We start from the raw sequence: 20,641 nt of genomic DNA, 5'->3' as shown, positions 1-20,641 counted from the left end.
ACGCCTGGTCGGCGGTGTGGCGCCCCGGAGATCGGCCTGGAATTGCTCGGTCTCTCGGACCCGCTAGAGAAAACGTTTTTCTGCCGGGAAAGGTAGGAAGGCGGGAGACTCCGCGTCAAGAGGTGTGCGCAAGTATTTTCAGCGCCTGTCCGGCACTGGTCAGCAGCGGCGAACGGTGCCAGGATGCATCTTGACGACATCATCTAGGAAAAGGGTTGCGCGTGACCGTCGTTCCAAGTCTTCGACCCGCCGGGCGGGCGAAGCTCACCGACGTGGCAAGACTGGCCGGAGTCAGTGTCGGAACAGCTTCGAAGGCGCTGAACGGCGGTGGGAGAATGCGTCCCGAGACCCGCCAGCGGGTCCTGGACGCGGTCGAGGCGCTCGATTTCCGCCCCAATCCACAGGCGCAGAGCCTACACACCGGCCGTAGCTGGACTGTGGGGCTCATGACGACGGACGGCATCGGCCGCTTCAGCACACCCGTCCTGCTCGGGGCCGAGGACGCGCTCGGTGCCGGCAAGATCTCCGTGCTCCTGTGCGACACCCGCGGCGACGCCATCCGCGAACAGCACCACCTGAGCAACCTGATGGACCGCCGGGTGGACGGCATCATCGTGACCGGCCGCAGAACCGACCCGCGTCCGCCGCTCAAGGGCGTCGAGCCCATACCGACGGTCTACGCGCTCTCGCCCTCCACCGACCCCGACGACATCTCCGTCGTGTCCGACGACCGCAGCGGCGCCCAGCTCGCGATCGAGCACCTGCTGGCCGCCGGCCGTACCCAGATCGCGCACATCACCGGCCCGGCCCATCACGCGGCAGCCAGTGATCGCGCCCGCCACACTCTTGAGCTCCTTCAGGGGTCCTCCCTCGAACTCGCCACCGGGCGTGTGCACTTCGGGGAGTGGAGCGAGGCCTGGGGCCGTCGCGCCGCCGATGCCGTGCTGCGTACGGCACCGGACACGGACGCGTTCTTCTGCGGCAACGACCAGATCGCGCGCGGTGTCACGGACGCACTGCGCGAACGCGGGGTGAGCGTGCCCGCCGACATCGCCGTGGTCGGTTACGACAACTGGGACGTCATGGCGCTGGCCTCCCGCCCGCCCCTCACCACGATCGACACGGACCTCTCCGAGATCGGCAGACGGGCCGCCCTCCTCCTCCTGGACGCCATCGGCTCCAAGCCGGAGCCGGGCCTGCACACCGTCCCGTGTCGGCTCATCGTCCGCGAATCGACGTAGCGCTACGACCGTGCGGGTTCACCGGCGCAGCACGCCTCGCCGGACCACCGCCTGGGCACGTGCCGCTCGGAAGACAGCCGTGAGGGTGTCCCGGTTGCGTCTGACGCACACCGGGACAGCCTGCTCTGACCGCCGGCTGAAGCGACCGCGACGAGGAGGCCGTCTCCGTGAGCGTCTTCGTCGCCGTGCACACTCCCCCACCGCGCCCACCGTTGGACCTCTCAGCGGGCCAAGACGTCAAGTCGGCGGTGCCGTACGTGAGTTCTCGGGTGAGCCTGCCGTGTCATGACGGCGTCCGCCGGCACGGTCGACCAGGGTGAAGACAGTTAGAGCGGCCGTCGATGCCACTCCCGTGGCCAAGGCATCCGCCACGTAGCGGCCCAGGCCCGGCCGCAGGATGTCCACCAGCGCGAACAGCACGACGAACGCCGTGAGGCCGGCCGCCGCGGCGGCCGGCCAGCAGCGGTGATACGCGAAGAACCATTGGGCCAGGCCCACGGCTATCAGGGGTGCGGGGGACAGCTGCGGCTCATCGAGGGCGGCGAGCACCGCGTAGCCCAGTCCACTGACGGTCCAGCAGGCGGCGCTCAGGAGTGCTGCCTCGCTCCAGGACACGGGCCGCTTCACTTGTGCCGTCCGACGACGACACCAGCGGCCTGACGGCCCGTCCACCACTGGGACACAGCTGCTGAAGTCACCGAGATGATCAGGAGCGGTCCCACGGCCCGACAGACCACGGTCATCGGCCGGGCCGGCTCTCTGCCGACCAGCATGATCGGCATTTGGGCAGTCATGCAGATGCCCAGCAGCACACCGGGACCCCCGGCACGGACCATCCACATGGGTCCCCCGATCGGTCGCGGCGGTCGGAGCCCGGCCGGCCCGCCCACCCCCGTGCGGGCCAGTCCCATGCCGGCCATGAAAACTCCCCCGGCCGTGACCCACCGGTCGGACTGGACCCCGAGCATCCGCGCCTCGTTCTCTCACTTCACGCAGCCCCAACGCCAAGGGCTGTCCCCAGGTCAGCATGATGGCCGTCCGACCCCGACGCCTCATCTGCGGGGCACGGCAGACCTGTGGAGCGACTGCCTTCCGGTATCCGGCAATGTGGGCCGGCCGGCGTGCGGTCAGGCAGGCGTTGGGCCGAACGGCACGAGAGCGCGTTGTTCATCGAACAGCTGCCGGTTCTGCAGGCAGTGGTGGGGCAGTCCGAGGAAGCGGTTGAGCAGGTCGCGCTGGACAGCGTTGTGCCGGTCGCCGTGCTCCCGCCGTCGCCGGTAGTGAGCGTGGACGCACTCCGCTCTCATGTCGATCCCGGGAATCTGTTTTCAAGCGGCCCTGTCCGCCGCCGATCGGCCTGCCCACGCCACCGCAGGCACCGCGTCGAGAACCAGCGGGTACCGCCGTTCACACGGTGGCGGTCACCCCCGGCTCCGGATTCCCGTAGTAGGCGTCGGGCCCGTGTTTGCGGGTGTAGTGACGGTCGAGCAGGTGCCGCGGCGGTGTTTCCGCAGAGCCCAGAGCGAACGTATGGATGGCGATGTCCGCGACGGCCTCGCAGATGATGGCGTGTTCGAGGGATGTGCGGGCGGTCGCGCCCCAGGTGAAGGGACCGTGGTTGGCGACCAGGGCCGCGGGCACCTCGGCCGCCCGCCGGTCGTCCCCTTTGAGTGTGTCGACGATGACGCGGCCGGTGTTGTACTCGTAGTCCTTCGCGCACTGCTCGGCGGTGAGGTCGGGGGTGCAGGGGACGGGGCCGTTGAAGGTGTCGGCGTGGGTGGTGCCCAGGACCGGGATGTCGCGGCGGGCCTGGGCGAAGGCCACCGCGTGGGTGGAGTGGGTGTGGGTGACTCCCCCGATCGAGGGGAACGCCAGGTAGAGACAGCGGTGGGTCTCGGTGTCGGTGGAGGGCCGCAGGTGTCCTCCGACGACCTTGCCGTCAGACAGCCGGACGGTCACCAGGTCGTCCAGGGCCAGATCCTCGTACGGAACACCGGAGGGCTTGATGACGAACACGCCCGCCTCGCGGTCGACACCGCTCACATTGCCCCAGGTCAGCGTGGCCAGACCGACCTGAGGGATGGCGAGGTTCGCATCGAGTACCTCCTGCCGCAGCGTGTCGGGGGCTCTCGTGGTCATCGCTGTTGTTCTCCTTCGGGGCCGAATACCTCGGTCACGGTCGTCAGAGCGCCTGGGCGAGGCGGTGGTAGGCGGCGTTCCAGCGGATCTCCTTGGAGAACTGCTGAGAGGTGGTGTGCTCGTCGATGGTCAGCAGTTCCACACCGGTCATGGCGGCGAAGTCGCTCAGTGTCTCCAGGTCGACCGCTGAGCTGAGCACGGTGTGATGCGGGGCGCCCGCGAGGAGCCAGCTTTCGGCCGACTCGGCGAGCGACGGGCGCGGCTTCCACACCGCCCGGGCGACCGGCAGTTGACGCAGTGGCTGGCTGGGCTTGATCACGTCGACGGCGTTGGCCGTAAGCCGGAAACGATCGCCGAGGTCGGAGAGGCCGACGACGACGGCCGGGCCGGGGGCCGCGTCGAAGACGAGACGGACGGGGTCCTCGCGGTTGCCGATGGACAGCGGGTGGATCTCGCAGCTGGGGCGGTCGGCGGCGATCGAGGGGCAGACCTCCAGCATGTGGGCGCCCAGGATGCGTGGGGTGCCGGGGCCGAGATGGTAGGTGTAGTCCTCCATGAAGGAGGTGCCGCCGCTCTGCCCGAGGCCCATGACCTTCATCGTGCGCAGCAGCGCCGAGGTCTTCCAGTCGCCCTCGCCGCCGAAGCCGTAACCGTCGGCCATCAGCCGCTGGACCGCGAGACCGGGCAACTGGCGCAGCCCGCCCAGGTCTTCGAAATTGGTCGTGAACGCGGTGAAGCCACCCTCGGTCAGAAAGGCGCGCAGGCCGATCTCCTGGCGGGCCGCGTAGAGCAGGTAGTCGTAGCGGATCCCGCCGGGGCGCAGGGCCGGCACGACGTCGTACAAGTCGACGTACTCGGCGGCGAGTTCGACGGCCGCCTTCTCCTCGATCTGGTCGACTACGGCGACCAGGTCGTTGACGGCGTAGGTGTTCACCGAGTAGCCGAACCGCAGTTGGGCCTCCACCTTGTCGCCCTCGGTCACGGCGACGTCGCGCATGTTGTCGCCGAAACGGGCCAGCCGCAGGGTGCGCGCGGCACGGTGGCCTGCCGCCGCCCGCGCCCAGGCCCCGACCCGCCCCAGCACCCTGGGATCGGTGGCGTGACCGGCGACGACCTTGCGGTGAACGCCCAGCCGGGCCTCGATGTGCGCGAACTCCCGGTCGCCGTGGGCGGCTTGGTTGAGGTTCATGAAGTCCATGTCGATGGACGACCACGGCAGCGACAGGTTGTACTGGGTGTGCAGATGCAGCAACGGCCGGTCCAGGGCGGAGAGCCCGGCGATCCACATCTTGGCCGGCGAGAACGTGTGCATCCACAGGATCACCCCGACACACACGTCCGAGGAACTGGCCTCCTGGCACATGCGGCGGATGGATTCCGCGTCCGTGAGGACCGGCTTCCACACGATCCGCAGCGGAATCTCCGGCGCCTCGTCGAGCCGCTCGCTGATGGTCTGTGACTGCTGTGCGACCTGGGCGAGGGTCTCGTCGCCGTAGAGGCCCTGGCTGCCGGTGAGAAACCAGATCTCCTGGCTGTCGTAGGTCGTGTCCGGTGTCGTCATGTCGGTCGTGCCTTTCGCGTCAAGCGGACTGAGGGCCGGCGGCCGGGTCGGCGGCCGGGCGGGACACTGCCTGGGCTCGGATACCGCGCAGCCGGTGCATGACCTCGTTGGCGCCACGGCCGAAGTAGTCGTGCAGCAGCCGGTACTCGGCGTAGAGGCGGTCGTAGACCACGGCCCGGTCGGGATCGGGCAGATGGACGTTTCGGCGCACCTTGCCCATGGCCTGGGCCGCGCACCGGATATCGGGATAGGCGCCGGAGGCGACGGCGGCGTGCATAGCCGCGCCGAGCGCCGGGCCCTGCGTGGAGCCGATGACGCTCAGCGGGCGACGGGTGACGTCGGCGTAGATCTGCATGAGCAGTGCGTTCTTCGTCAGGCCGCCGGCGACGACGAGTTCCCGTACCGGTACTCCGGCCTCTTCGAACGACTCGACGATGGTGCGGGTGCCGAAGGCCGTCGCCTCAAGGAGCGCGCGATAGATGTCCTCGGGGCGGGTGGACAGCGTGAGTCCCACGAGTACGCCGCTGAGGTCGTGGTCGACGAGCACGGAACGGTTGCCGCTGTGCCAGTCCAGGGCGATCAGGCCGTGCTCGCCCACCTGTTGCTGGGCCGCCAACGCGGTCAGGTGCTCGTGCACTGTGCGCCCCAGGTTCGCGGCGCGCTCCGTGTAGTCGGCGGGCACCGCGTTGCGCACGAACCAGGCGAAGATGTCGCCGACGCCGCTCTGTCCGGCCTCGTAGCCCCACAGCCCGGGGATGATGCCGCCGTCGACCACACCGCACATGCCGGGCACGGGGCCCAGGCGGTCGGAGTTCATCACGTGGCAGGTGGAGGTGCCCATGATCGCGACCATCTGGCCCGGTTCCACCGCCGCTGCCGCCGGGGCGGTGACGTGGGCGTCGACGTTTCCGACACAGACGGTGATCCCTTCCGGCAGCCCCGTCCACGCCGCGGCCTCGGCCGTCAACCGCCCCGCGGAGGCGCCCAGTTCACCGATCGACTGATCGAGCTTCTCGCCGACGAACTCGGCGAAGTCCGGATGCAGGGCCGCGAGGTGGTCACGGGAGGGGTACTCCGCGTTCTGGTACTGGCCCTTGTAGCCGGCGGTGCAGGCGTTCCGGACGTACGTCCCGCTCAGCCGCCACACGATCCAGTCGGCCGCCTCCACCCAGCGTTCGGTTCGGCGGTAGATCTCCGGATCCTCTTCGAGGAGTTGCAGCGCCTTGGCGAACTCCCACTCCGAGGAGATCTTGCCGCCGTAGCGCTGGAGCCACGGCTCCTTGCGTTCGGCGGCCAGCGCGTTGATCCGGTCCGCCTGGCCCTGGGCCGCGTGGTGCCGCCACAGTTTGACGTAGGCGTGCGGGCGGGCCGCGAACTCCGGCAGTTCGCACAGAGGTGTGCCGTCGTCGAGGACCGGCAACATCGTGCAGGCGGTGAAGTCCGTCCCTATGCCGATCACTTGCTCCGGTCGCACCCCTGCCTGCCGCAACGCCTCAGGCACGGCATGCCGAAGGACGTCGATGTAGTCGGCGGGCACCTGCAGGGCCCAGTCGGGTGGCAGCGGCGTGCCGTCCGGCAGTTGTCGGTCGAGGACGGCGTGCCGGTACGCGTGCTCCGCCACCCCCAGCTCCTCGCCGTCAGCGACGCGGACCACCAGGGCCCGCCCCGACAGCGTGCCGAAGTCGACACCGATGACACAGGGAGCGAGGCTCGCCGATTCGTCGTGTTCTGCCTGCACCGGCCGTCCTTAGTGCTACTCGAAGGATGTGGAGGATGTTCGAAATACCGAGCATTGTTCGAGATGTGGAACAGTTGAAAGCGAGCAGCCTTCTCACCCCGGAACACTCACCCCGAAGCGGGGAGCCCCACGACATCGTTGGGAAAATGCTTGCTCACGCTCGCTGCGCAATTTAGCTCCGGACGGATCTCCACGTAAACCCCCGGTACACCTCCACCCCGAACGGCCCGCCAGAACGCGGCCCGCCCCACACCCCAACGCAGTTCTGACCAGGGAGTACGACAAAGAAGTGACGTGCATCACGCGACGAAACCGAGCTCACCCCCCGACTGTCTCAGCTCAGACAGAGACGAACCGAGCGAGGCTCATCGGTTCCCATTCAAGGAAAAGCGTTTTCTCAGCCGGAGACGCCCCCTAACCACAGAGTCGCCGCGAAGCACGGACGCGTCGAAGCCCGGGCCGCACAGGAGCGCGGCGAACCCCCACTCACGCCTCCCGCCTTCGCCGCCAGTCCACAGTGCGCCTTGCATTTACGACCAGAGCCTTGACACGTCCCCGAAACACAAGCATGCTCTGCGCACCGCTTAAAGCGCTTTAATAAATGCGGATCTTACGGATGACGGGCCGCCATACAACCCACATGGCTCGCTCTCGACGACACGCCTCTGACTCCCGAGACGTACCCCACCCCCTGCTCCGGATCACCGTTGGTCGACCGGCTGCAGGCAGGCGACCCGTCGCCATGGTTCACGCGGCCCCGCCGCGCAACACCGCACCGCTCCGCCTTCACCCCGTTCACCCCGTACGACTCCCCCCTCAGTCCACGCCTTGTCCCCTCATGCCCCGAGAGGACAAGGGCTCAGAGAGCAAGCCCGGGTGCCCATCGGATGCCGCCTCGTCGGCCCAGGCGCACACCCACCGGGATTCACCTGAAGGAGTACCCCGCACATGGAACGCAACCAGCCCCGACGGCTGTTCGGTCGTCGTCCGTCCCGAAGAGCTCTGGGCGCGGTCAGCGTGCTCGCAGCAGCCGCGACCGCACTGACCGGGTGCGCCGGCGGCAAGGCCACGGGCAGCGACACGGACAAGGCGACGGCGTCGGCCGGGGTCGGAACCACGTCCGGCGCGAAGAGCGGCGGCAAGATCTCCATCTACGTCATCGGCGGCAAGTCCGACGACCCGTTCTGGTCCACGGTCAAGCGTGGGGTCGACGACGCGGCGAAGCTGGTGAAGTCGCAGGGTGGTTCGGTCACTTACCTCGGCCCGCAGAACTACGACAACCTCGGCCCCGACGCCGCGAAGTTGACGCTCACCGCCATCTCGCAGAACCCGTCGGCGATCCTCGTGCCGGACTGGGTGCCCGCGAACCAGAACTCCGCGATCAAGCAAGCCGTCGCCAAGGGCATCACGGTTCTCACGTACAACGCGGGCGGCGTCGAGGCGGCCAAGGAGGTCGGCGCCCTGAAGTACGTCGGGTCGGACGACTACGAGGCGGGCAAGGCCGGAGGCGTGAAGTTCGCCGAGGACGGCGCCAAGAAGATCCTCTGCGTCAACACCGTGCCCGGCTCCGCCAACCAGGAGGCCCGCTGCAAGGGCATCAAGGACGGGGCCACCAGCAACGGCTCCACGTCCAAGCAACTGCCGCTGCCCTCCTCGAACTTCGGGAACCCGTCCGCCGTCTCGCAGGCGATCAAGGCCGCGCTGCTGCAGGACAGCAGCATCGACGCGGTGGTGACGATCGGCGTCGGGGACGCCGACAGCGCCGCCGCCGCGATCAAGCAGGCGAACGCCGTCAGCAAGGTCAAGCTCGGCACCTTCGACCTCTCGCAGAGCCAGCTCGACCGCATCAAGGCCGGCACCCAGGTCTTCGCCATCGACCAACAGCCCTATCTGCAGGGCTTCTACGTCGTCTCGATCGCCAACCAGTACCTGAACTACGGGGTTCTCCCCCCGCAGAACCCGTTCCTGACGGGCCCTCTCCTGGTCACCAAGGACAACGTCTCCGAGGCGATCAACGGCACCAAGGCCGGCGTCCGCTGATCCACCCACCGGTGTCGGGCCCGGCCACCGGGCCCGACACCACTCCCCCGATCCTCGCCACGCACCACATCCAGATCCACGAAGGTGACCCACTCCGATGACAACCTCACTTCCCGACGCGACGGCCGAGAAAGAGACCGCAGTCGCCCCGCCGAAGCAGACCGAGAGCCCAGTCGGACGGCTGCGCCACCGTCCCGAGGTCGGCGCGCTCATCGGAACGATCAGCGTCTTCGTCTTCTTCGCGATCTTCGGAGGCGAGAAGTTCCTCGCCCCGGCGGGCGCGGCGAGCTGGCTGAACATCGCGGCGGAGCTGGGCATCATCGCCATCCCGGTCGGCCTGCTGATGATCGCCGGTGAGCTCGACGTGTCCGTGGGCTCGGTGCTCGCCGGCAGTTCGATGACGCTGGCGATCGTCTCCGGGTACTGGGGCGCACCGCTGATCGTGGGCATCCTGTGCGCGCTCGGACTCGGGCTGCTGACGGGCCTGATCAACGGCATCCTCGTCACCCGCACCAACGTCCACTCCCTGGTCGTCACCCTGGCCACGCTCTCCGGGCTGGCCGGTCTCACGCTCGGTCTGTCCCGCGTCACGACCGGCACGACCAGCGTCGCCATCAGCCCCGACCCGCTGTCGAAGGCCCTGTTCGGGCATCTGATCGCCGGTCAGTTCGAAGTGGCGATCTTCTGGTGGCTCGGCCTGGCCGCACTGGTCACGGTGGTGCTCCAGGGCATGAAGTACGGCAACTGGATCTTCGCCATCGGAGGGGACAAGGAGAGCGCCCGCGCCACCGGCATCCCGGTCGACAAAGTCAAGATCGCGCTCTACATGTCCAGCGGCTTCGGCGCGGCCCTCGTCGGTGTGATCCAGACGATCCTCTACAACGGCGCCCAGGTCGCCAACGGCCAGTCCTTCGTCTTCAACTCCATCATCGCCGTGGTCATCGGAGGCGTACTGCTGACCGGCGGATACGGCTCCGTCATCGGCGTCGTCCTCGGAACGCTGACCTTCGCCATCGTCAACCAGGGCATCTACTACACCGGTTGGAACTCCGACTGGGCGAGCCTGATCCTCGGCATCCTCATCCTCGCCGCCGTCCTGATGAACAACACCTTCCGCCGCCTCGCCCTGTCCTACAAGCCCCGCACCGCGAAGAAGGCCTGACCATGACCACACCCCTTCTCCGTCTCACCGGCGTCGGCAAGTCCTTCCTCGGTACGCACGCGCTGCAGGACATCTCCCTGGACGTGCACGCCGGGAAGGTGCTGTGCCTGCTCGGGGACAACGGCGCCGGCAAGTCCACGCTCATCAAGATTCTCTCCGGGTTCCACAGGCCCAGCACCGGGACCATCGAACTCAACGGTGAGAAGACCGAGTTCGACAGCCCGCGCGACGCCAGCAACCAGGGCATCGCCACCGTCCACCAGTTCGGTGGCACCTTCCCTCTCATGGGCGTCGGCCGCTGCTTCTTCGTGGGGGCCGAGCCCACCAAGGGCTTCGGTCCGTTCAGGCTCTTCGACAAGAAGCTGGCGGGCGAGATCGCCGTACGGGAGATGCAGTCCCTCGGCATCACCCGCGTCACGGACGGCAGCCGGCTGGTGGGCAGCCTCTCCGGCGGCGAGCGCCAGGCCCTGGCCATCGCACGGGCCGTGTACTTCGGCGCCAACGTTCTCATTCTCGACGAACCCACGGCGGCCCTCGGCGTCAAGGAGGCCGCGCACGTCCTGCGGATCGTCATGCAGGCCCGTGCCAAGGGGGTCGCGGTCATCCTCGTCACCCACAACGTGCGTCACGCCATGATGGTCGGCGACCACTTCGCCGTCCTGATCCGCGGCGAGAAGGCCGACGACTTCCGCAAGGGCGAACGCACCCGGGAGCAGATCACCGACCTCATGGCCGGCGGCGAGGCGATGGCAGACCTGGAGGCCGAACTCGCCCAGCTCCAGGCGGATGCCTGAGACAGCCGGTCCGGATCCGACCGCCGCGGGTGAACCTGTGCGTACACGTCCCGAGGCGGAGGCAGCCACCGACAGCGCGACCTGAAAACGGGTCACGCCACCAAGCAGCCCGTACCGGGCGGAGCTCGCTCTCCGCCCGGTACGGGCCTTTACAGAGGCGATCCTGTTGCCTGCGTATTCGCCAACTCCCCCAACCCCAGCACCACTTGAGTGACGAATACCTCTGTCGCTCCAACGACCACCTGTGCGATCTTGAGCAGTCGACCGGCTCACGAAATCGATCTCACGGACGGACCACCATGCACGCTTCACACGGCAGGCCGACTCCGGCCCACCGCCGCGCGACATCCAGCCGACGGCGCTTCCTCGGACTGATGACCGCCGGAGCGGCCACGGTCGGCGGAGCCGGGACCGGCTGGGTGGCCGCCGCCACGAACTCCCCCGCGACAGCGCGGACGTACTCCTCGCAGCAGGACATCGCCGACCGCGAACAGTTCATCGCCGGGATCCTCGACTCCACAGCCCCCGCAGCAGTCGCCGCCTGGATCACGGGCACGGGATCGGCACCCGCCGAGATCAGCACGGAGATGACCACTCAGGTCAACTCCCTGGCCGACGCGGCGTCGACGGGCACGGGGACCGCACGCGACGCGGTCCTCGTCTCCTGGATACGTTCCGCGGCGACACAGCGGACGATATGGGACCGCAAGTACGAGTTCCTGCGCACCGGTTCGGGCGGAGCCGGCACATTCGGCATCATCACCCCCGATGTCCGCGCCGCATATCCCGCTCAGCTCGGCACCGATCCCCAGTGGGACCCCGACAAGGAGTCGCACCGCGAAGTGTGGGCGGCGCTGACCTCCGAGGAGCGTCAGATCGAGATACTCCGCACCTCCACGGCGCCCGGTGTCTCACGCCACCACCTGGGCTCCGACGCGGACTTCTTCGACACCACACCCCAGGACTGGGCGGACGACGGCCCCGAGGCCGCCAACTACGCCTGGCTGCGCGCCAATGCCGCACGTCACGGCTTCCTCCAGACGTACACGGCCGAGTCAGCCGCAGCCGCTCCCGCCATCAGCGAGGAGCGCTGGCACTGGTCCTACGCGCCCGTCTCCGAGGCGGTCCTCACCTACGTCCGCGCGAACGTGAACGTGATCGCCAACACCTTGGACACGCTGTGGGGCTACGACCCGACGCGGTACACCTACATCAAGGAGCACTGGTACGACTACATGTCCCATGTGAACGAGACGGCGTACTTCGGTTGAGCCGGGTCTCGTCGATGAGACGCCCTCCCTATGCCGTCAGGCCGGTGCGGCCGACCTGACAGCCGGATGGCCGCCGGAGTCGCCCTCGCCCACCTGCGCACCGTCGCGAACCCCATCACCGGCCGCATCCTCACACTGCACAGGACCGACAGCTGACACCCCGGACAGGCGGGACGGGTCTCAGACCCAGGTGTCGAGCCACATTCTGGCGCGCCAGCCGGAGTACGGAATCGTCGAACCCGTGTAGATCGGAAGGAAATAGATGAAGTTCCAGGCGATGAGCAGGACAACAACGCCCACGGCCGTCGCGCCGCCCAGGCGGCGATTCCGGGTCGCCCCCGGCCGGCCCAGCAGCGCGCCCAGCATCATCGCCACAGCCAGACACAGGTACGGCACGAACGCGACAGCGTAGAAGGAGAAGATCGTCCGGTCCTGGTAGAGGAACCAGGGCAGATAGCCGGCGCTCACGGCACACAGGACGGCTCCCGCGCGCCAGTCGCGGCGCAGCGCCCACCGGAAGAGCAGATACACGAGCGCGCAGCAGGCCGCCCACCACAGCAGCGGCGTGCCCAGGGCGATGATCTCCCGCGAGCAGCCGGACGCCGCGTGGCAGCTCCCCTCCCCGGCTTTCGGTGCCTCGTAGGAGAAGAGCACGGGACGCCCGAGGACAAGCCAACTCCACGGGTTGGACTGGTACCGGTGCGGAGTGTGCAGCCCCACGTTGAACTGGTAGACGAGGTACTCGTAGTGCCACAGGCTTCGGAGCGGGGCCGGAATCCACGACCAGGTGCCGCCGCGGCCGTCGGCCCAGTGCCTCCCGTAGCCGTTGTCGGACAGGAACCAGCCGGTCCACGTCGTCAGATAGGTCACCGCGGTGACCGCGACGAGACTCGGCACCGACCGGCCGAGGTCCTTGCGCAGCACCGCCCGGTAGGGATGGCGTGCCCCCGCGACGCGGCGGGCGCCGACGTCCCACATCACGGCCATGACGATGAAGAAGGCGAGGAAATAGAGGCCGTTCCATTTGGTCGAGGCCGCCAGCCCCAGGAAGACGCCGGCTGCCGGCCGCCATCCACGCACTCCCGTCCCGGCGCGGTCGCCGGTGGCCTCGTCCGGGCGCACCCAGCCGTCTCTGTCCACCGGCAGGGCTGCCGCGAGCCGGGCCCGGGCGTTGTCCCGGTCGATGAGCAGGCATCCGAAAGCCGCCAGAACGAAGAACATGACGACGAGGTCGAGAAGGGCGACTCGGCTCATCACGTAATGCAGCCCGTCCAGGGCCATCAGCCCGCCCGCGAGACAGCCCAGCAGAGTCGACCGGAACAGTCGGCGGCCTATTCGGCACAGCATCAGCACGGACAACGTGCCCAGGACCGCCGTCATGAAGCGCCAGCCGAACGGGTCCAGGCCGAACATCCCCTCACCCAGGGCGATGACCCACTTGCCCGCAGGCGGGTGCGCGACGAAGGAACCGGTGTCCGAGAGCGGGATCACCTGAGGGTGCGCCAGGATCTGCGGGTCGGCGACGGTGCGGGTCGGCCACCTGCTCTCATATCCGAGGTGCAGCAGGGCCCAGGCGTCCTTGGCGTAGTAGGTCTCGTCGAAGACGACGGCCTGCGGGCTGCCGAGGTGCCGGAACCGGAGCACACCGGCGAAGGCGGCGACGAACACCGGCCCCAGCCACCCCATCGCCCTTGCGACGCGATGCGCCAGGATCGGGCCTAGGCCGACGAACTCCCAGACCCGGGTCGCCGGTTGAGGGAAGGGCGGAACCAGACGCTCACGGATGTCGGCCCGAGGAGAGCCGACGTACCCGAACAGGCGCAGCCTCTCCGCCCAGGCGCCGGGTTTCGCCGTGGGACCGGAACCGTCGAGGACACGGGAGCGCGCCGGAATACTGTTCGTCACCCGGTGACCCTACGACTCGACGGGCACTGGAGTTCGGGCAGCCGCTCGTCCGTCATGGTCTCGTGGGGGGGGCCGGGCGAAACGAGGGAACACGGAACCCGGGCCGCCAGGCAGGCGAAATTCTCAGCCGGCCCGGTGATCCGCGCAGGGTGCCGGTTGTCGTCTCAGCGGTTCCGGCCCGGCTCCGCGGTTTCCAGTGGCTGCCTCGTTGCGGAGCGCGGGGCGTATGGGCGCGCTGGTTGCCAGGAGGGACAGAGGGCGGCGGTCATCAGGGCGAGGGCCGCAGGGCCGGCGTCGTCGGTGCCCCAGTCGGTCCAGTCCAGCGTGACTTGGCGGGTGCCGTCGAGTGTGTGGAAGGAGATGGTGCGGTAGCCGGGAGTGCCGCCACCGTGGCCCACGATGGTGCCGCAGGGCAGCGTGGCCATCTCCAGGCCGAGGCCCCAGCCGGCTCCGCTGGTGTCGGTGGTCATCTCGCGCAGCTCGGCCGGGCGCAGGAGGCCGCCGCTGAGCAGGGTGCGGAAGAAGTGGTCGAGGTCGGCCGTCGTGGAGATGAGCTCGCCGGCAGCGCCGGCGATGGACATGTTGACGGTGGTGTAGTCGACCGGGACGAGTGTCCCGTCCCCTTTCGTCACCGGTTCGTAGCCGTGGGAGTGGGGCCCGGTGATGAAGGGCGAGGAGCCCGGCAGGCGGGTGTCCCGGAGTCCGAGAGGCCGGATGATGCGCTGGTCGATTTCGGTGCGGTAGGAGCGGCCGGTGACCTTTTCGATGATCATCCCGAGCACGATGTAGTCCGTGTTCGAGTAGTGGTGGTCGGTGCCCGGCGGGAACAGCAGAGGCCGGTCGTGGTCGCCGTCCTTGACGGCCCGTCGGACCAGCTCGGCGGGTGTCCAGGTGCGGAAACGGTCGTGAGGGGTGTCGCCGTCGAGCAGTCCGTCGGTGTATTCGGGCAGGCCGCTGGCGTGCTGGAGCAGGTCCCGGACTGTGATCTTGTCGCCTCCCGGGGCAGGGACGAGACCGGGGAGCCACCGTTCGGCGGTGTCGGACAGGCGCAGCCGCCCCTCGCCGACCAGCTGGAGCACCACGGTGGCGGTGAACGTCTTGGTGACGCTTCCGGCGCGGAAGCGGCCGTCGACAGGGGCGGCCTGCCGGCCGTTGAGCCGTGACGTGCCGCTGCTGCCGCGCCATACGGCATCGCCCTCGCGGACCTCGGCGACCGCGCCGACCGCGCCGGTTGCCGTCAGCCGGTCCAGCGCCGCCTGCCACGCGGTTGGGTCCGGTACCGGCGTGGGCGGTGCGGCGACCGCACCGCCCACCGCGGTAACCAGCGCGCACGCCGTCAGCAGCGCCAACGCCCCGAATCGTGAGCCCCTCATCGCTCTCCCGCCCTCGCTGTTTCCCACAGTCCCCGTCGTACTGGCGTGGACGATCGTGCCCGTCCACGCCAGTACGACGGATCCACCCCGGGAACGAAGGGGTTTCCCGGAACCAAGAACAGCCAGCCCCAATGCCGGGATCAGGGGCACCCCTAGGGGCCAAGGGCAACGATCCCGTCGTCCTTCCCCGCCGAGCGCGCTGCGCCGGCTCTCCTCACCGCCCAGTCAGATGGGGCCAGAACCCACCCGCAGAACCGCATGAGCCTCTGAGCTGCATCAACAGATCACTCGACTTGTCACGCAAGAACCTGACACAGGCACTCACATCAAATCGGCCGTCCCTGCCGAGAAGCCAACCAGGCCGCCGTCCATCACCGGGAATGCGACGCTTCACACCTTGATGACGAGGCGTTCGACGAGGTCGTCCCGGAGGGTGAACCCGTAGTGGAGATCGACGACTCCGCCCGGGAAGTCGCCTTCGAGGCGCCGCGTGGCGACGTAGTGGGTCGCGTCGGCCCGTCGGGCGTCGATGAGCCGGGTGGTGTAGGTGAATTCGGCGGCGGAACGGTCCAACCACTCCGCGATCGCCGCGGTGCCCTCGTGCGCGGTGCCGTCGTCGGTCACCGTGGCGTCGTCGGTGAACACCGAGACCGCGGTGGCTGTGTCGCGGGCATCGTGTGCCGTCAAGTAGCGGATGACGACCTCGGGCAGGATGTCCGGGGCGATGGTCCGGGGCTGGTCGTCGTGCATGACACTCCTCCAACTGGTTGCCGGTCAGGCCGGTTTGACGGTGTTTCAGACGGTTGGAACGATGCCGCCGCCGATGACCTGCCCGACCCCGACAATGGCCGAGGCCCGATCGGAGATCCGCGCGACGAGGTGGTCGGCCGTAGACGTCCGAACGAAGCCGAGCGAGACGGTGTTGGCCCGGACACCATGCGGGGTCACCTCGTTGGCCAACCCCTTGTTGGGTGCGGACACACCAGACGCCACCCCCACCGACTGCTAAAATAGAAGTAACTAACTTCGACTTTAGCAGTAACCCTTTAGCAATAACCGAGGAGGCGGCCGCCATGGCAAGCCGGATCAGACTGGAGGACCGGGAGTGCCCGCTGTCCACCACGGTGCAGCACGTCGGCGAATGGTGGACGCTGCTGCTCCTGCACGACGCCTTTGACGGCTACACCCGCTTCGACCAGTTCCAAGAGAGCCTCGGCATCTCCTCCAGCATGCTCACCACCCGGCTAAAGACCCTCGTGGCGGACGGCCTCCTGGAACGCAGGCCCTACCAGACCAACCCCGTCCGCCACGAGTACGCCCTGACCGAACTCGGCCACTCCCTGCGACCGGTGATCGTCGCCCTGGCCGCCTGGGGCAACTCCCGCCTCGCGCCAGCGGAACGCAGCATGATCCTCGTCGACGCACACACCGGCGAAGAGGTCGAGCCCGTCATCGTCGACGCCGCAACCGGCCACCGGCTCGACGACAGCAAGGCATACGTCTTCGCAGCCGGCCCCGCCGCGAGCGACGCCATGCGCAACCGCTACGCGACCAGCCCAGGAGCACCGGCAGCAGACGAATGACAGGGAGCAGCCGGTCTACGGCCATCCGGCATGGAACGTCCACGGGACTCGGCGATGTACGTGTCCGGGGCTCGGCAACCGCCCGTGCGTGACTGCAGGGCTCAGGGACGGAAAGCTGGCCGCTCCCTCGCCAGGCAGGCTCGTTGACGCATCTCAGCAGGTCAGCGCACCCTCCCCCGCGGCTTCAACGCCAGCGGGGGCAGTTCAGGGGCGGGTACTGGCGCGCCGTCGTACCCCTTCACCTCACCGAACCGCGAGCCCGTCATCCAGTCCTCGCGCGCCTGCTCGATCTCCTCCTGGGTGCGGCCGATCCAGTTCCAGAACATGATCAACTCTTCCTCGAACGGCTCGCCCCCCAGCAGCATCAGGCCCGCGTCCGACGCGGCGCGCAGCGGGAGTTCGGTGCGGCCGCAGCCGAGGTAGAGCATCGAGCCGGGGAGGACCGGGACGCCGTCGACGTGGGCCTCGCCGGACATGGCCAGGACGGCGTACTCGAAGTCGGGTTCCAGCGGCAGGCGTACGTCCGCGCCGGCCGCGAGGGCCAGGTCCGCGCCGACGATCGGGGTGTACGTCGTGCCGGGTGAGGCCGCGCCGTCGACGTCGCCGAGGACGATCGTGGCGCGCAGGCCCGGCGCCGTGACGACCGGCAGTTCGGCGTGGTGCTCGAAGTGCGGCTCGACATGGCGGTCGCTGTCGGGGAGGGCGACCCACAGCTGCGCGCCGTGCAGGAACCGGGCATGCGTCTTGGGGCTCTGCTCGGCGTGGCTGATCGCCCGGCCGGAGGTCATCAGGCCCAGTTCGCGCGGGCGGATCGTCGCGACGCTGCCGGTGGAGTCGCGGTGCAGCACCTCGCCCTCGTGCAGCCAGCTGACGGTCTGCAGACCCATGTGGGGGTGTGGCGGCACCTGCATGCCGGACTCGTCGGCGATGTCGTCGGGGCCGTAGTGATCGACGAAGCACCAGGCGCCGACCATACGGCGGCCCAGGTTGGGCAGCAGCCGGCGGACTTCGGTGGACTCGCCGAGCTGGACCTTGCGAGGGCTGAGGAGTTCACGGACGGGCTCCGCCACCACGAAACCGCGGCCGCCGCACAGGGCCGGAACCGCTTCGCGATCAAGATTGCTCATGGCGACAACCTAGTCCCGTCGGGGCGGTTACGTCAGTCCGTCAAGCGCCGGTCCGCCCCAAGGGAGGTTCCCTCTCGCCCCGGCACTCCATTCCAAAAATAGTAGCCATGGACATAGTAGCTATGTACTGTATCGGGCATGAGTACGGCATCCGAGGGCGCGACGCCCGGTTTCCTGGTCTGGCGACTGTCGATGAAGTGGCGTGTGGCGGTCGACCGCGCGGTGGCACCCCTGGGACTGACCCATGCGCAGTACTCCCTGGTGGCGTCGCTGTACGGCATGCAGCGCTCCGGGCTGCGCCCCAGCCAGCGGCACCTAGCCGACCACACCGGACTCGAAGCCCTCTATGTGTCGAAGCTGGCCCGCGCCCTGGAGTCGGCGGGCCTCGTCGAGCGCACCCGGGACCCCCGCGACCCGCGCGCCGTCCAACTGGCCCTCACCGACGAGGGCCGCGAGGTGACCCGGCAGGCGATCAAGGTCGTCCACGGTCTCCTGCAGCAGTTGCTGGAACCGCTCGGCGGTCTCGACAGCGAACGGACCCGGGAGTTCAGCCGGGACCTGGCGATTCTGCTCGACACCCCCCTCGACCCCGCGAGTGAGCACGAGAAGGAGCAGTCATGACCGCAGCCACCACAGCCACCACGCCCCCCGCCGACGCCCGCATGCTCGGTCTGGCCCACTACGCCGCCCGCGCCGTTCTGGAGAGCGTCCTCGTCCGCCACGGCGTCGGCTTCCAGCAGCAGATCACCCTGCGGCCGGTCGCCGTCGCCGCCGGGCCCGTCGACCGCGGGCAGCTCGCCGCGGACACCGCGGCGGCGCTGAAGGTCGACGAGGACTCCGCGCAGGGCACCATCGACGAACTGATCACGGCCGGGCTGCTCGGGGCGGACGCCTCCGACGTGCGGATCACCGATGCGGGCCGGGAGCTGTTCGAGCGGATCACGAAGGAGACGAGCGCCGCGAGCGCCCGGATCTGGGGCGACCTCCCCGAGGAGGATCTGCTGGCCGCCGGTCGCGTTCTCTCCCTGGTCACCGAGCGGGCCAACGCCGAGCTGGCCACCGTAACGGGGTAGTGGAATATTCAACCAACATGGTCCGTTGAGGGCGTCGAAGGAGGTCAAGTGGACATGACGTACTACGACCACGGAACACCGGCGGAGCGTTGGGAGCGCGCGCAGATGTTCTTCGACGCCAAGGACTACGCCGCCGCGGCCCGGGTGCTGGGCGGGCTGGTCGAGGAGGTGCCGGAGCAGACGGGACCGCGTCTGCTGCTGGCGCGCGCCTACTACCACTCGGCCCAACTGCGGCGCGCCGAGAGCGAGTTGCGTGTCATCGTCGAGCGCGACCCGGTGGAGCACTACGCGCGGCTGATGCTGGGCCGCACGCTGGAGCGGCAGGGCCGGCACGATGAGGCGGGCCCGCATCTGCGGATCGCCTCGGCGCTCGCGGGTGACTTCGAGCAGGTCTGAGACGCGGTGACTCGAGCGAAGGGGCCCGGTTCCGTCACGGAACCGGGCCCCTTCGCGCGTGCCGCTAGTTCGCGTACGTCCGGCGGCCCTTGCGGTGGGCCACCTCGCCCAGCACCACGTCCACCGCGATGAACGCGGCCAGCGGGATCCCCAACAGCGGGACGAAATAGCCGAGTACGGCGATCACCGCCAGGCACGGGACGAGGACCAGCGGGGACAGCTGGGCCCAGGCGCCGCGCGGGATCGGGCGGCCGAAGGAGGAACCCCGGCCGCGCTGCCACCACATGCGGTAGCCCCACACGATCAGCAGGATCAGGGAGAGGGCGAGCAGCATCAGGGCTATCTGGTTGACGAGGCCGAACAGGACACCGGTGTGCAGATCGATGCCCCAGCGGGTCAGCTTGGCGAGCAACGGGTAGTCGGCGAAGCGGAGTTCGTCGGTCACCTTGCCGGTGGTGGGGTCGACGGCGACCGCGTCCTGTTTCTCGGGCCAGCTGCGCTGGACCTGTTTGACGACGTACGTCGAGTTGGCGTCGGCGGGCGGCACGATCTCGACGGGGTTGCCCAGCCCCTTGGCCCGCGCGGCGGCGAGGATCTTGTCGAGGCCCACGCCGTGTTCGGCGTCGCCGGTCGCGGCGGAGCCGCCGTGGCCCGCGTGCTCACCGCTCGCCGCGGCGGACACCGAGGGCGTGTACTGGCCCAGGGAGGTGCGGAGTTCGTCGATGTTGGCGCCCGCGTACGTCGACCAGGTCAGTCCGGTCGCCGACAGGAAGATGAACCCGGCGGCGGCCCAGACGCCCACCGTGCCGTGCAGGCCGAGGGTGCGACGGCGTCCGCTGGTGCCGCGCAGCTTGCGCAGGGCGCGGCGGCGGGAGAACCACAGCACCAGACCGCCGGCCGAGATGACCCACAGCCAGCTCGCGGCGAACTCGCTGTAAAGGCGGCCGGTTTCGCCGAGGTTGAGGTTGCGGTGGAGGTCGTCGATCCAGGTGCGCAGCGGGAGCGCTCCGGTCGAGCCGTACTGTTCCAGCGCGCCGCGGACCTTCCCGGTGTACGGGTCGACGAACACCGCGAGGGTGTGGTCGGAGCGGACGCCCGCGACGCCGGAGAGCATGACGCGGGTGGTGGCTCCGGCCTCCGGGGAGGGCCGGACCGCCGCGACCGTGCCCTCGGGGTGTGCCTTGCGGGCGGCGGTCACCTGCTGCGAAATCGGCAGCTCGCGGTCGCCGACGGGGACG

Annotated in this window: 19 protein-coding genes and 1 pseudogene; 9 read left to right on the top strand and 11 right to left on the bottom strand. The window is 69.0% G+C overall.

Annotated features, from left to right (window positions below; translation table 11 throughout):
- The first annotated feature begins 221 nt into the window (after positions 1-221).
- Positions 222-1,241 (top strand): LacI family DNA-binding transcriptional regulator, encoded by a 1,020-nt coding sequence (locus JHN45_RS40540; protein ID WP_200711727.1) that lies wholly within the window; start codon positions 222-224, stop codon positions 1,239-1,241.
- A gap of 237 nt (positions 1,242-1,478) precedes the next feature.
- Here JHN45_RS40540 and JHN45_RS40535 read toward each other — a convergent pair whose 3' ends face one another.
- From JHN45_RS40535 to araB, 5 genes and pseudogenes are all read right to left on the bottom strand, one after another.
- A complete protein-coding gene (locus JHN45_RS40535) occupies positions 1,479-1,856 on the bottom strand; it encodes a hypothetical protein (protein ID WP_307783331.1) in 378 nt (125 codons plus the stop codon).
- A 512-nt stretch (positions 1,857-2,368) separates the two neighbouring features.
- Positions 2,369-2,530, bottom strand: a pseudogene (locus JHN45_RS40530) (IS110 family transposase); the annotation flags it as partial.
- 118 nt (positions 2,531-2,648) lie between these two features.
- The gene (gene araD / locus JHN45_RS40525; RefSeq protein WP_201054433.1) at positions 2,649-3,380 is read right to left on the bottom strand and encodes an L-ribulose-5-phosphate 4-epimerase AraD; all 732 of its coding nucleotides are present in this window, start codon (positions 3,378-3,380) and stop codon (positions 2,649-2,651) included.
- A gap of 43 nt (positions 3,381-3,423) precedes the next feature.
- Positions 3,424-4,941, bottom strand: coding sequence for an L-arabinose isomerase (araA, locus tag JHN45_RS40520; RefSeq protein ID WP_201054432.1), 1,518 nt, complete (start codon positions 4,939-4,941; stop codon positions 3,424-3,426).
- A 19-nt stretch (positions 4,942-4,960) separates the two neighbouring features.
- Positions 4,961-6,679, bottom strand: a complete 1,719-nt coding sequence (gene araB, locus JHN45_RS40515) for a ribulokinase (RefSeq protein ID WP_201054431.1) — start codon at positions 6,677-6,679, stop codon at positions 4,961-4,963.
- Between the two features lie 948 nt (positions 6,680-7,627).
- On the opposite strand from araB, the gene JHN45_RS40510 reads away from it, so the two are divergent.
- From JHN45_RS40510 to JHN45_RS40495, 4 genes are all read left to right on the top strand, one after another.
- Positions 7,628-8,719, top strand: a complete 1,092-nt coding sequence (locus JHN45_RS40510; RefSeq protein WP_201054430.1) for a sugar ABC transporter substrate-binding protein — start codon at positions 7,628-7,630, stop codon at positions 8,717-8,719.
- A gap of 97 nt (positions 8,720-8,816) precedes the next feature.
- Positions 8,817-9,881, top strand: coding sequence for an ABC transporter permease (locus JHN45_RS40505; protein WP_200714668.1), 1,065 nt, complete (start codon positions 8,817-8,819; stop codon positions 9,879-9,881).
- 2 nt (positions 9,882-9,883) lie between these two features.
- Positions 9,884-10,675 (top strand): ATP-binding cassette domain-containing protein, encoded by a 792-nt coding sequence (locus JHN45_RS40500; protein WP_201054429.1) that lies wholly within the window; start codon positions 9,884-9,886, stop codon positions 10,673-10,675.
- 299 nt (positions 10,676-10,974) lie between these two features.
- Entirely contained in the window at positions 10,975-11,946 is a 972-nt protein-coding gene (locus JHN45_RS40495; RefSeq protein ID WP_201054428.1) for a D-alanyl-D-alanine carboxypeptidase family protein, read from the top strand.
- 180 nt (positions 11,947-12,126) lie between these two features.
- Here JHN45_RS40495 and JHN45_RS40490 read toward each other — a convergent pair whose 3' ends face one another.
- The 4 genes from JHN45_RS40490 to JHN45_RS40475 all read right to left on the bottom strand — a co-directional run bounded on the left by JHN45_RS40490 (position 12,127) and on the right by JHN45_RS40475 (position 16,205).
- Positions 12,127-13,851, bottom strand: a complete 1,725-nt coding sequence (locus tag JHN45_RS40490) for a phospholipid carrier-dependent glycosyltransferase (RefSeq protein WP_201054427.1) — start codon at positions 13,849-13,851, stop codon at positions 12,127-12,129.
- Between the two features lie 164 nt (positions 13,852-14,015).
- Positions 14,016-15,224: a serine hydrolase gene (locus JHN45_RS40485; RefSeq protein WP_201054426.1), complete on the bottom strand. Its 1,209-nt coding sequence runs from the start codon at positions 15,222-15,224 to the stop codon at positions 14,016-14,018.
- A 390-nt stretch (positions 15,225-15,614) separates the two neighbouring features.
- A complete protein-coding gene (locus JHN45_RS40480; RefSeq protein WP_200714663.1) occupies positions 15,615-15,974 on the bottom strand; it encodes a nuclear transport factor 2 family protein in 360 nt (119 codons plus the stop codon).
- 45 nt (positions 15,975-16,019) lie between these two features.
- The gene (locus JHN45_RS40475; RefSeq protein WP_201054425.1) at positions 16,020-16,205 is read right to left on the bottom strand and encodes a hypothetical protein; all 186 of its coding nucleotides are present in this window, start codon (positions 16,203-16,205) and stop codon (positions 16,020-16,022) included.
- Positions 16,206-16,297: 92 nt separating this feature from the next.
- On the opposite strand from JHN45_RS40475, the gene JHN45_RS40470 reads away from it, so the two are divergent.
- Entirely contained in the window at positions 16,298-16,807 is a 510-nt protein-coding gene (locus JHN45_RS40470) for a helix-turn-helix domain-containing protein (protein WP_201054424.1), read from the top strand.
- A 161-nt stretch (positions 16,808-16,968) separates the two neighbouring features.
- On the opposite strand, the gene JHN45_RS40465 is transcribed toward JHN45_RS40470, so the two are convergent.
- Positions 16,969-17,934, bottom strand: a complete 966-nt coding sequence (locus JHN45_RS40465) for a pirin family protein (RefSeq protein ID WP_201054423.1) — start codon at positions 17,932-17,934, stop codon at positions 16,969-16,971.
- A gap of 138 nt (positions 17,935-18,072) precedes the next feature.
- Between JHN45_RS40465 and JHN45_RS40460 the strand changes: the two genes are divergently transcribed.
- From JHN45_RS40460 to JHN45_RS40450, 3 genes are read left to right on the top strand one after another with little or no spacing between them, the layout of a single operon-like run.
- Positions 18,073-18,555: a MarR family winged helix-turn-helix transcriptional regulator gene (locus tag JHN45_RS40460; RefSeq protein ID WP_200714661.1), complete on the top strand. Its 483-nt coding sequence runs from the start codon at positions 18,073-18,075 to the stop codon at positions 18,553-18,555.
- Entirely contained in the window at positions 18,552-19,007 is a 456-nt protein-coding gene (locus tag JHN45_RS40455) for a MarR family winged helix-turn-helix transcriptional regulator (protein WP_201054422.1), read from the top strand. Before JHN45_RS40460 ends, JHN45_RS40455 begins: the two co-directional genes overlap by 4 nt.
- Positions 19,008-19,055: 48 nt before the next feature.
- Positions 19,056-19,403, top strand: a complete 348-nt coding sequence (locus JHN45_RS40450; RefSeq protein ID WP_200714659.1) for a tetratricopeptide repeat protein — start codon at positions 19,056-19,058, stop codon at positions 19,401-19,403.
- A gap of 64 nt (positions 19,404-19,467) precedes the next feature.
- On the opposite strand, the gene JHN45_RS40445 is transcribed toward JHN45_RS40450, so the two are convergent.
- A partial coding sequence (locus JHN45_RS40445; protein WP_201054421.1) for a PepSY domain-containing protein occupies positions 19,468-20,641 on the bottom strand: 1,174 nt, incomplete at its 5' end.

The sequence above is a fragment of the Streptomyces sp. MBT53 genome, from assembly GCF_016654115.1.
Taxonomy (GTDB): domain Bacteria; phylum Actinomycetota; class Actinomycetes; order Streptomycetales; family Streptomycetaceae; genus Streptomyces.
This window is presented reverse-complemented; position numbering and strand designations above follow the sequence as displayed.

What these genes read in the sequence shown, in the direction of transcription:
- araD (WP_201054433.1), bottom strand. Translation starts at nt 3,380, where the DNA reads ATGACCACGAGAGCCCCCGACACGCTGCGGCAGGAGGTACTCGATGCG.
- araA (WP_201054432.1), bottom strand. Translation starts at nt 4,941, where the DNA reads ATGACGACACCGGACACGACCTACGACAGCCAGGAGATCTGGTTTCTC.
- JHN45_RS40510 (WP_201054430.1), top strand. Translation starts at nt 7,628, where the DNA reads ATGGAACGCAACCAGCCCCGACGGCTGTTCGGTCGTCGTCCGTCCCGA.
- JHN45_RS40505 (WP_200714668.1), top strand. Translation starts at nt 8,817, where the DNA reads ATGACAACCTCACTTCCCGACGCGACGGCCGAGAAAGAGACCGCAGTC.
- JHN45_RS40500 (WP_201054429.1), top strand. Translation starts at nt 9,884, where the DNA reads ATGACCACACCCCTTCTCCGTCTCACCGGCGTCGGCAAGTCCTTCCTC.
- JHN45_RS40495 (WP_201054428.1), top strand. Translation starts at nt 10,975, where the DNA reads ATGCACGCTTCACACGGCAGGCCGACTCCGGCCCACCGCCGCGCGACA.
- JHN45_RS40485 (WP_201054426.1), bottom strand. Translation starts at nt 15,224, where the DNA reads ATGAGGGGCTCACGATTCGGGGCGTTGGCGCTGCTGACGGCGTGCGCG.
- JHN45_RS40480 (WP_200714663.1), bottom strand. Translation starts at nt 15,974, where the DNA reads ATGCACGACGACCAGCCCCGGACCATCGCCCCGGACATCCTGCCCGAG.
- JHN45_RS40470 (WP_201054424.1), top strand. Translation starts at nt 16,298, where the DNA reads ATGGCAAGCCGGATCAGACTGGAGGACCGGGAGTGCCCGCTGTCCACC.
- JHN45_RS40465 (WP_201054423.1), bottom strand. Translation starts at nt 17,934, where the DNA reads ATGAGCAATCTTGATCGCGAAGCGGTTCCGGCCCTGTGCGGCGGCCGC.
- JHN45_RS40460 (WP_200714661.1), top strand. Translation starts at nt 18,073, where the DNA reads ATGAGTACGGCATCCGAGGGCGCGACGCCCGGTTTCCTGGTCTGGCGA.
- JHN45_RS40455 (WP_201054422.1), top strand. Translation starts at nt 18,552, where the DNA reads ATGACCGCAGCCACCACAGCCACCACGCCCCCCGCCGACGCCCGCATG.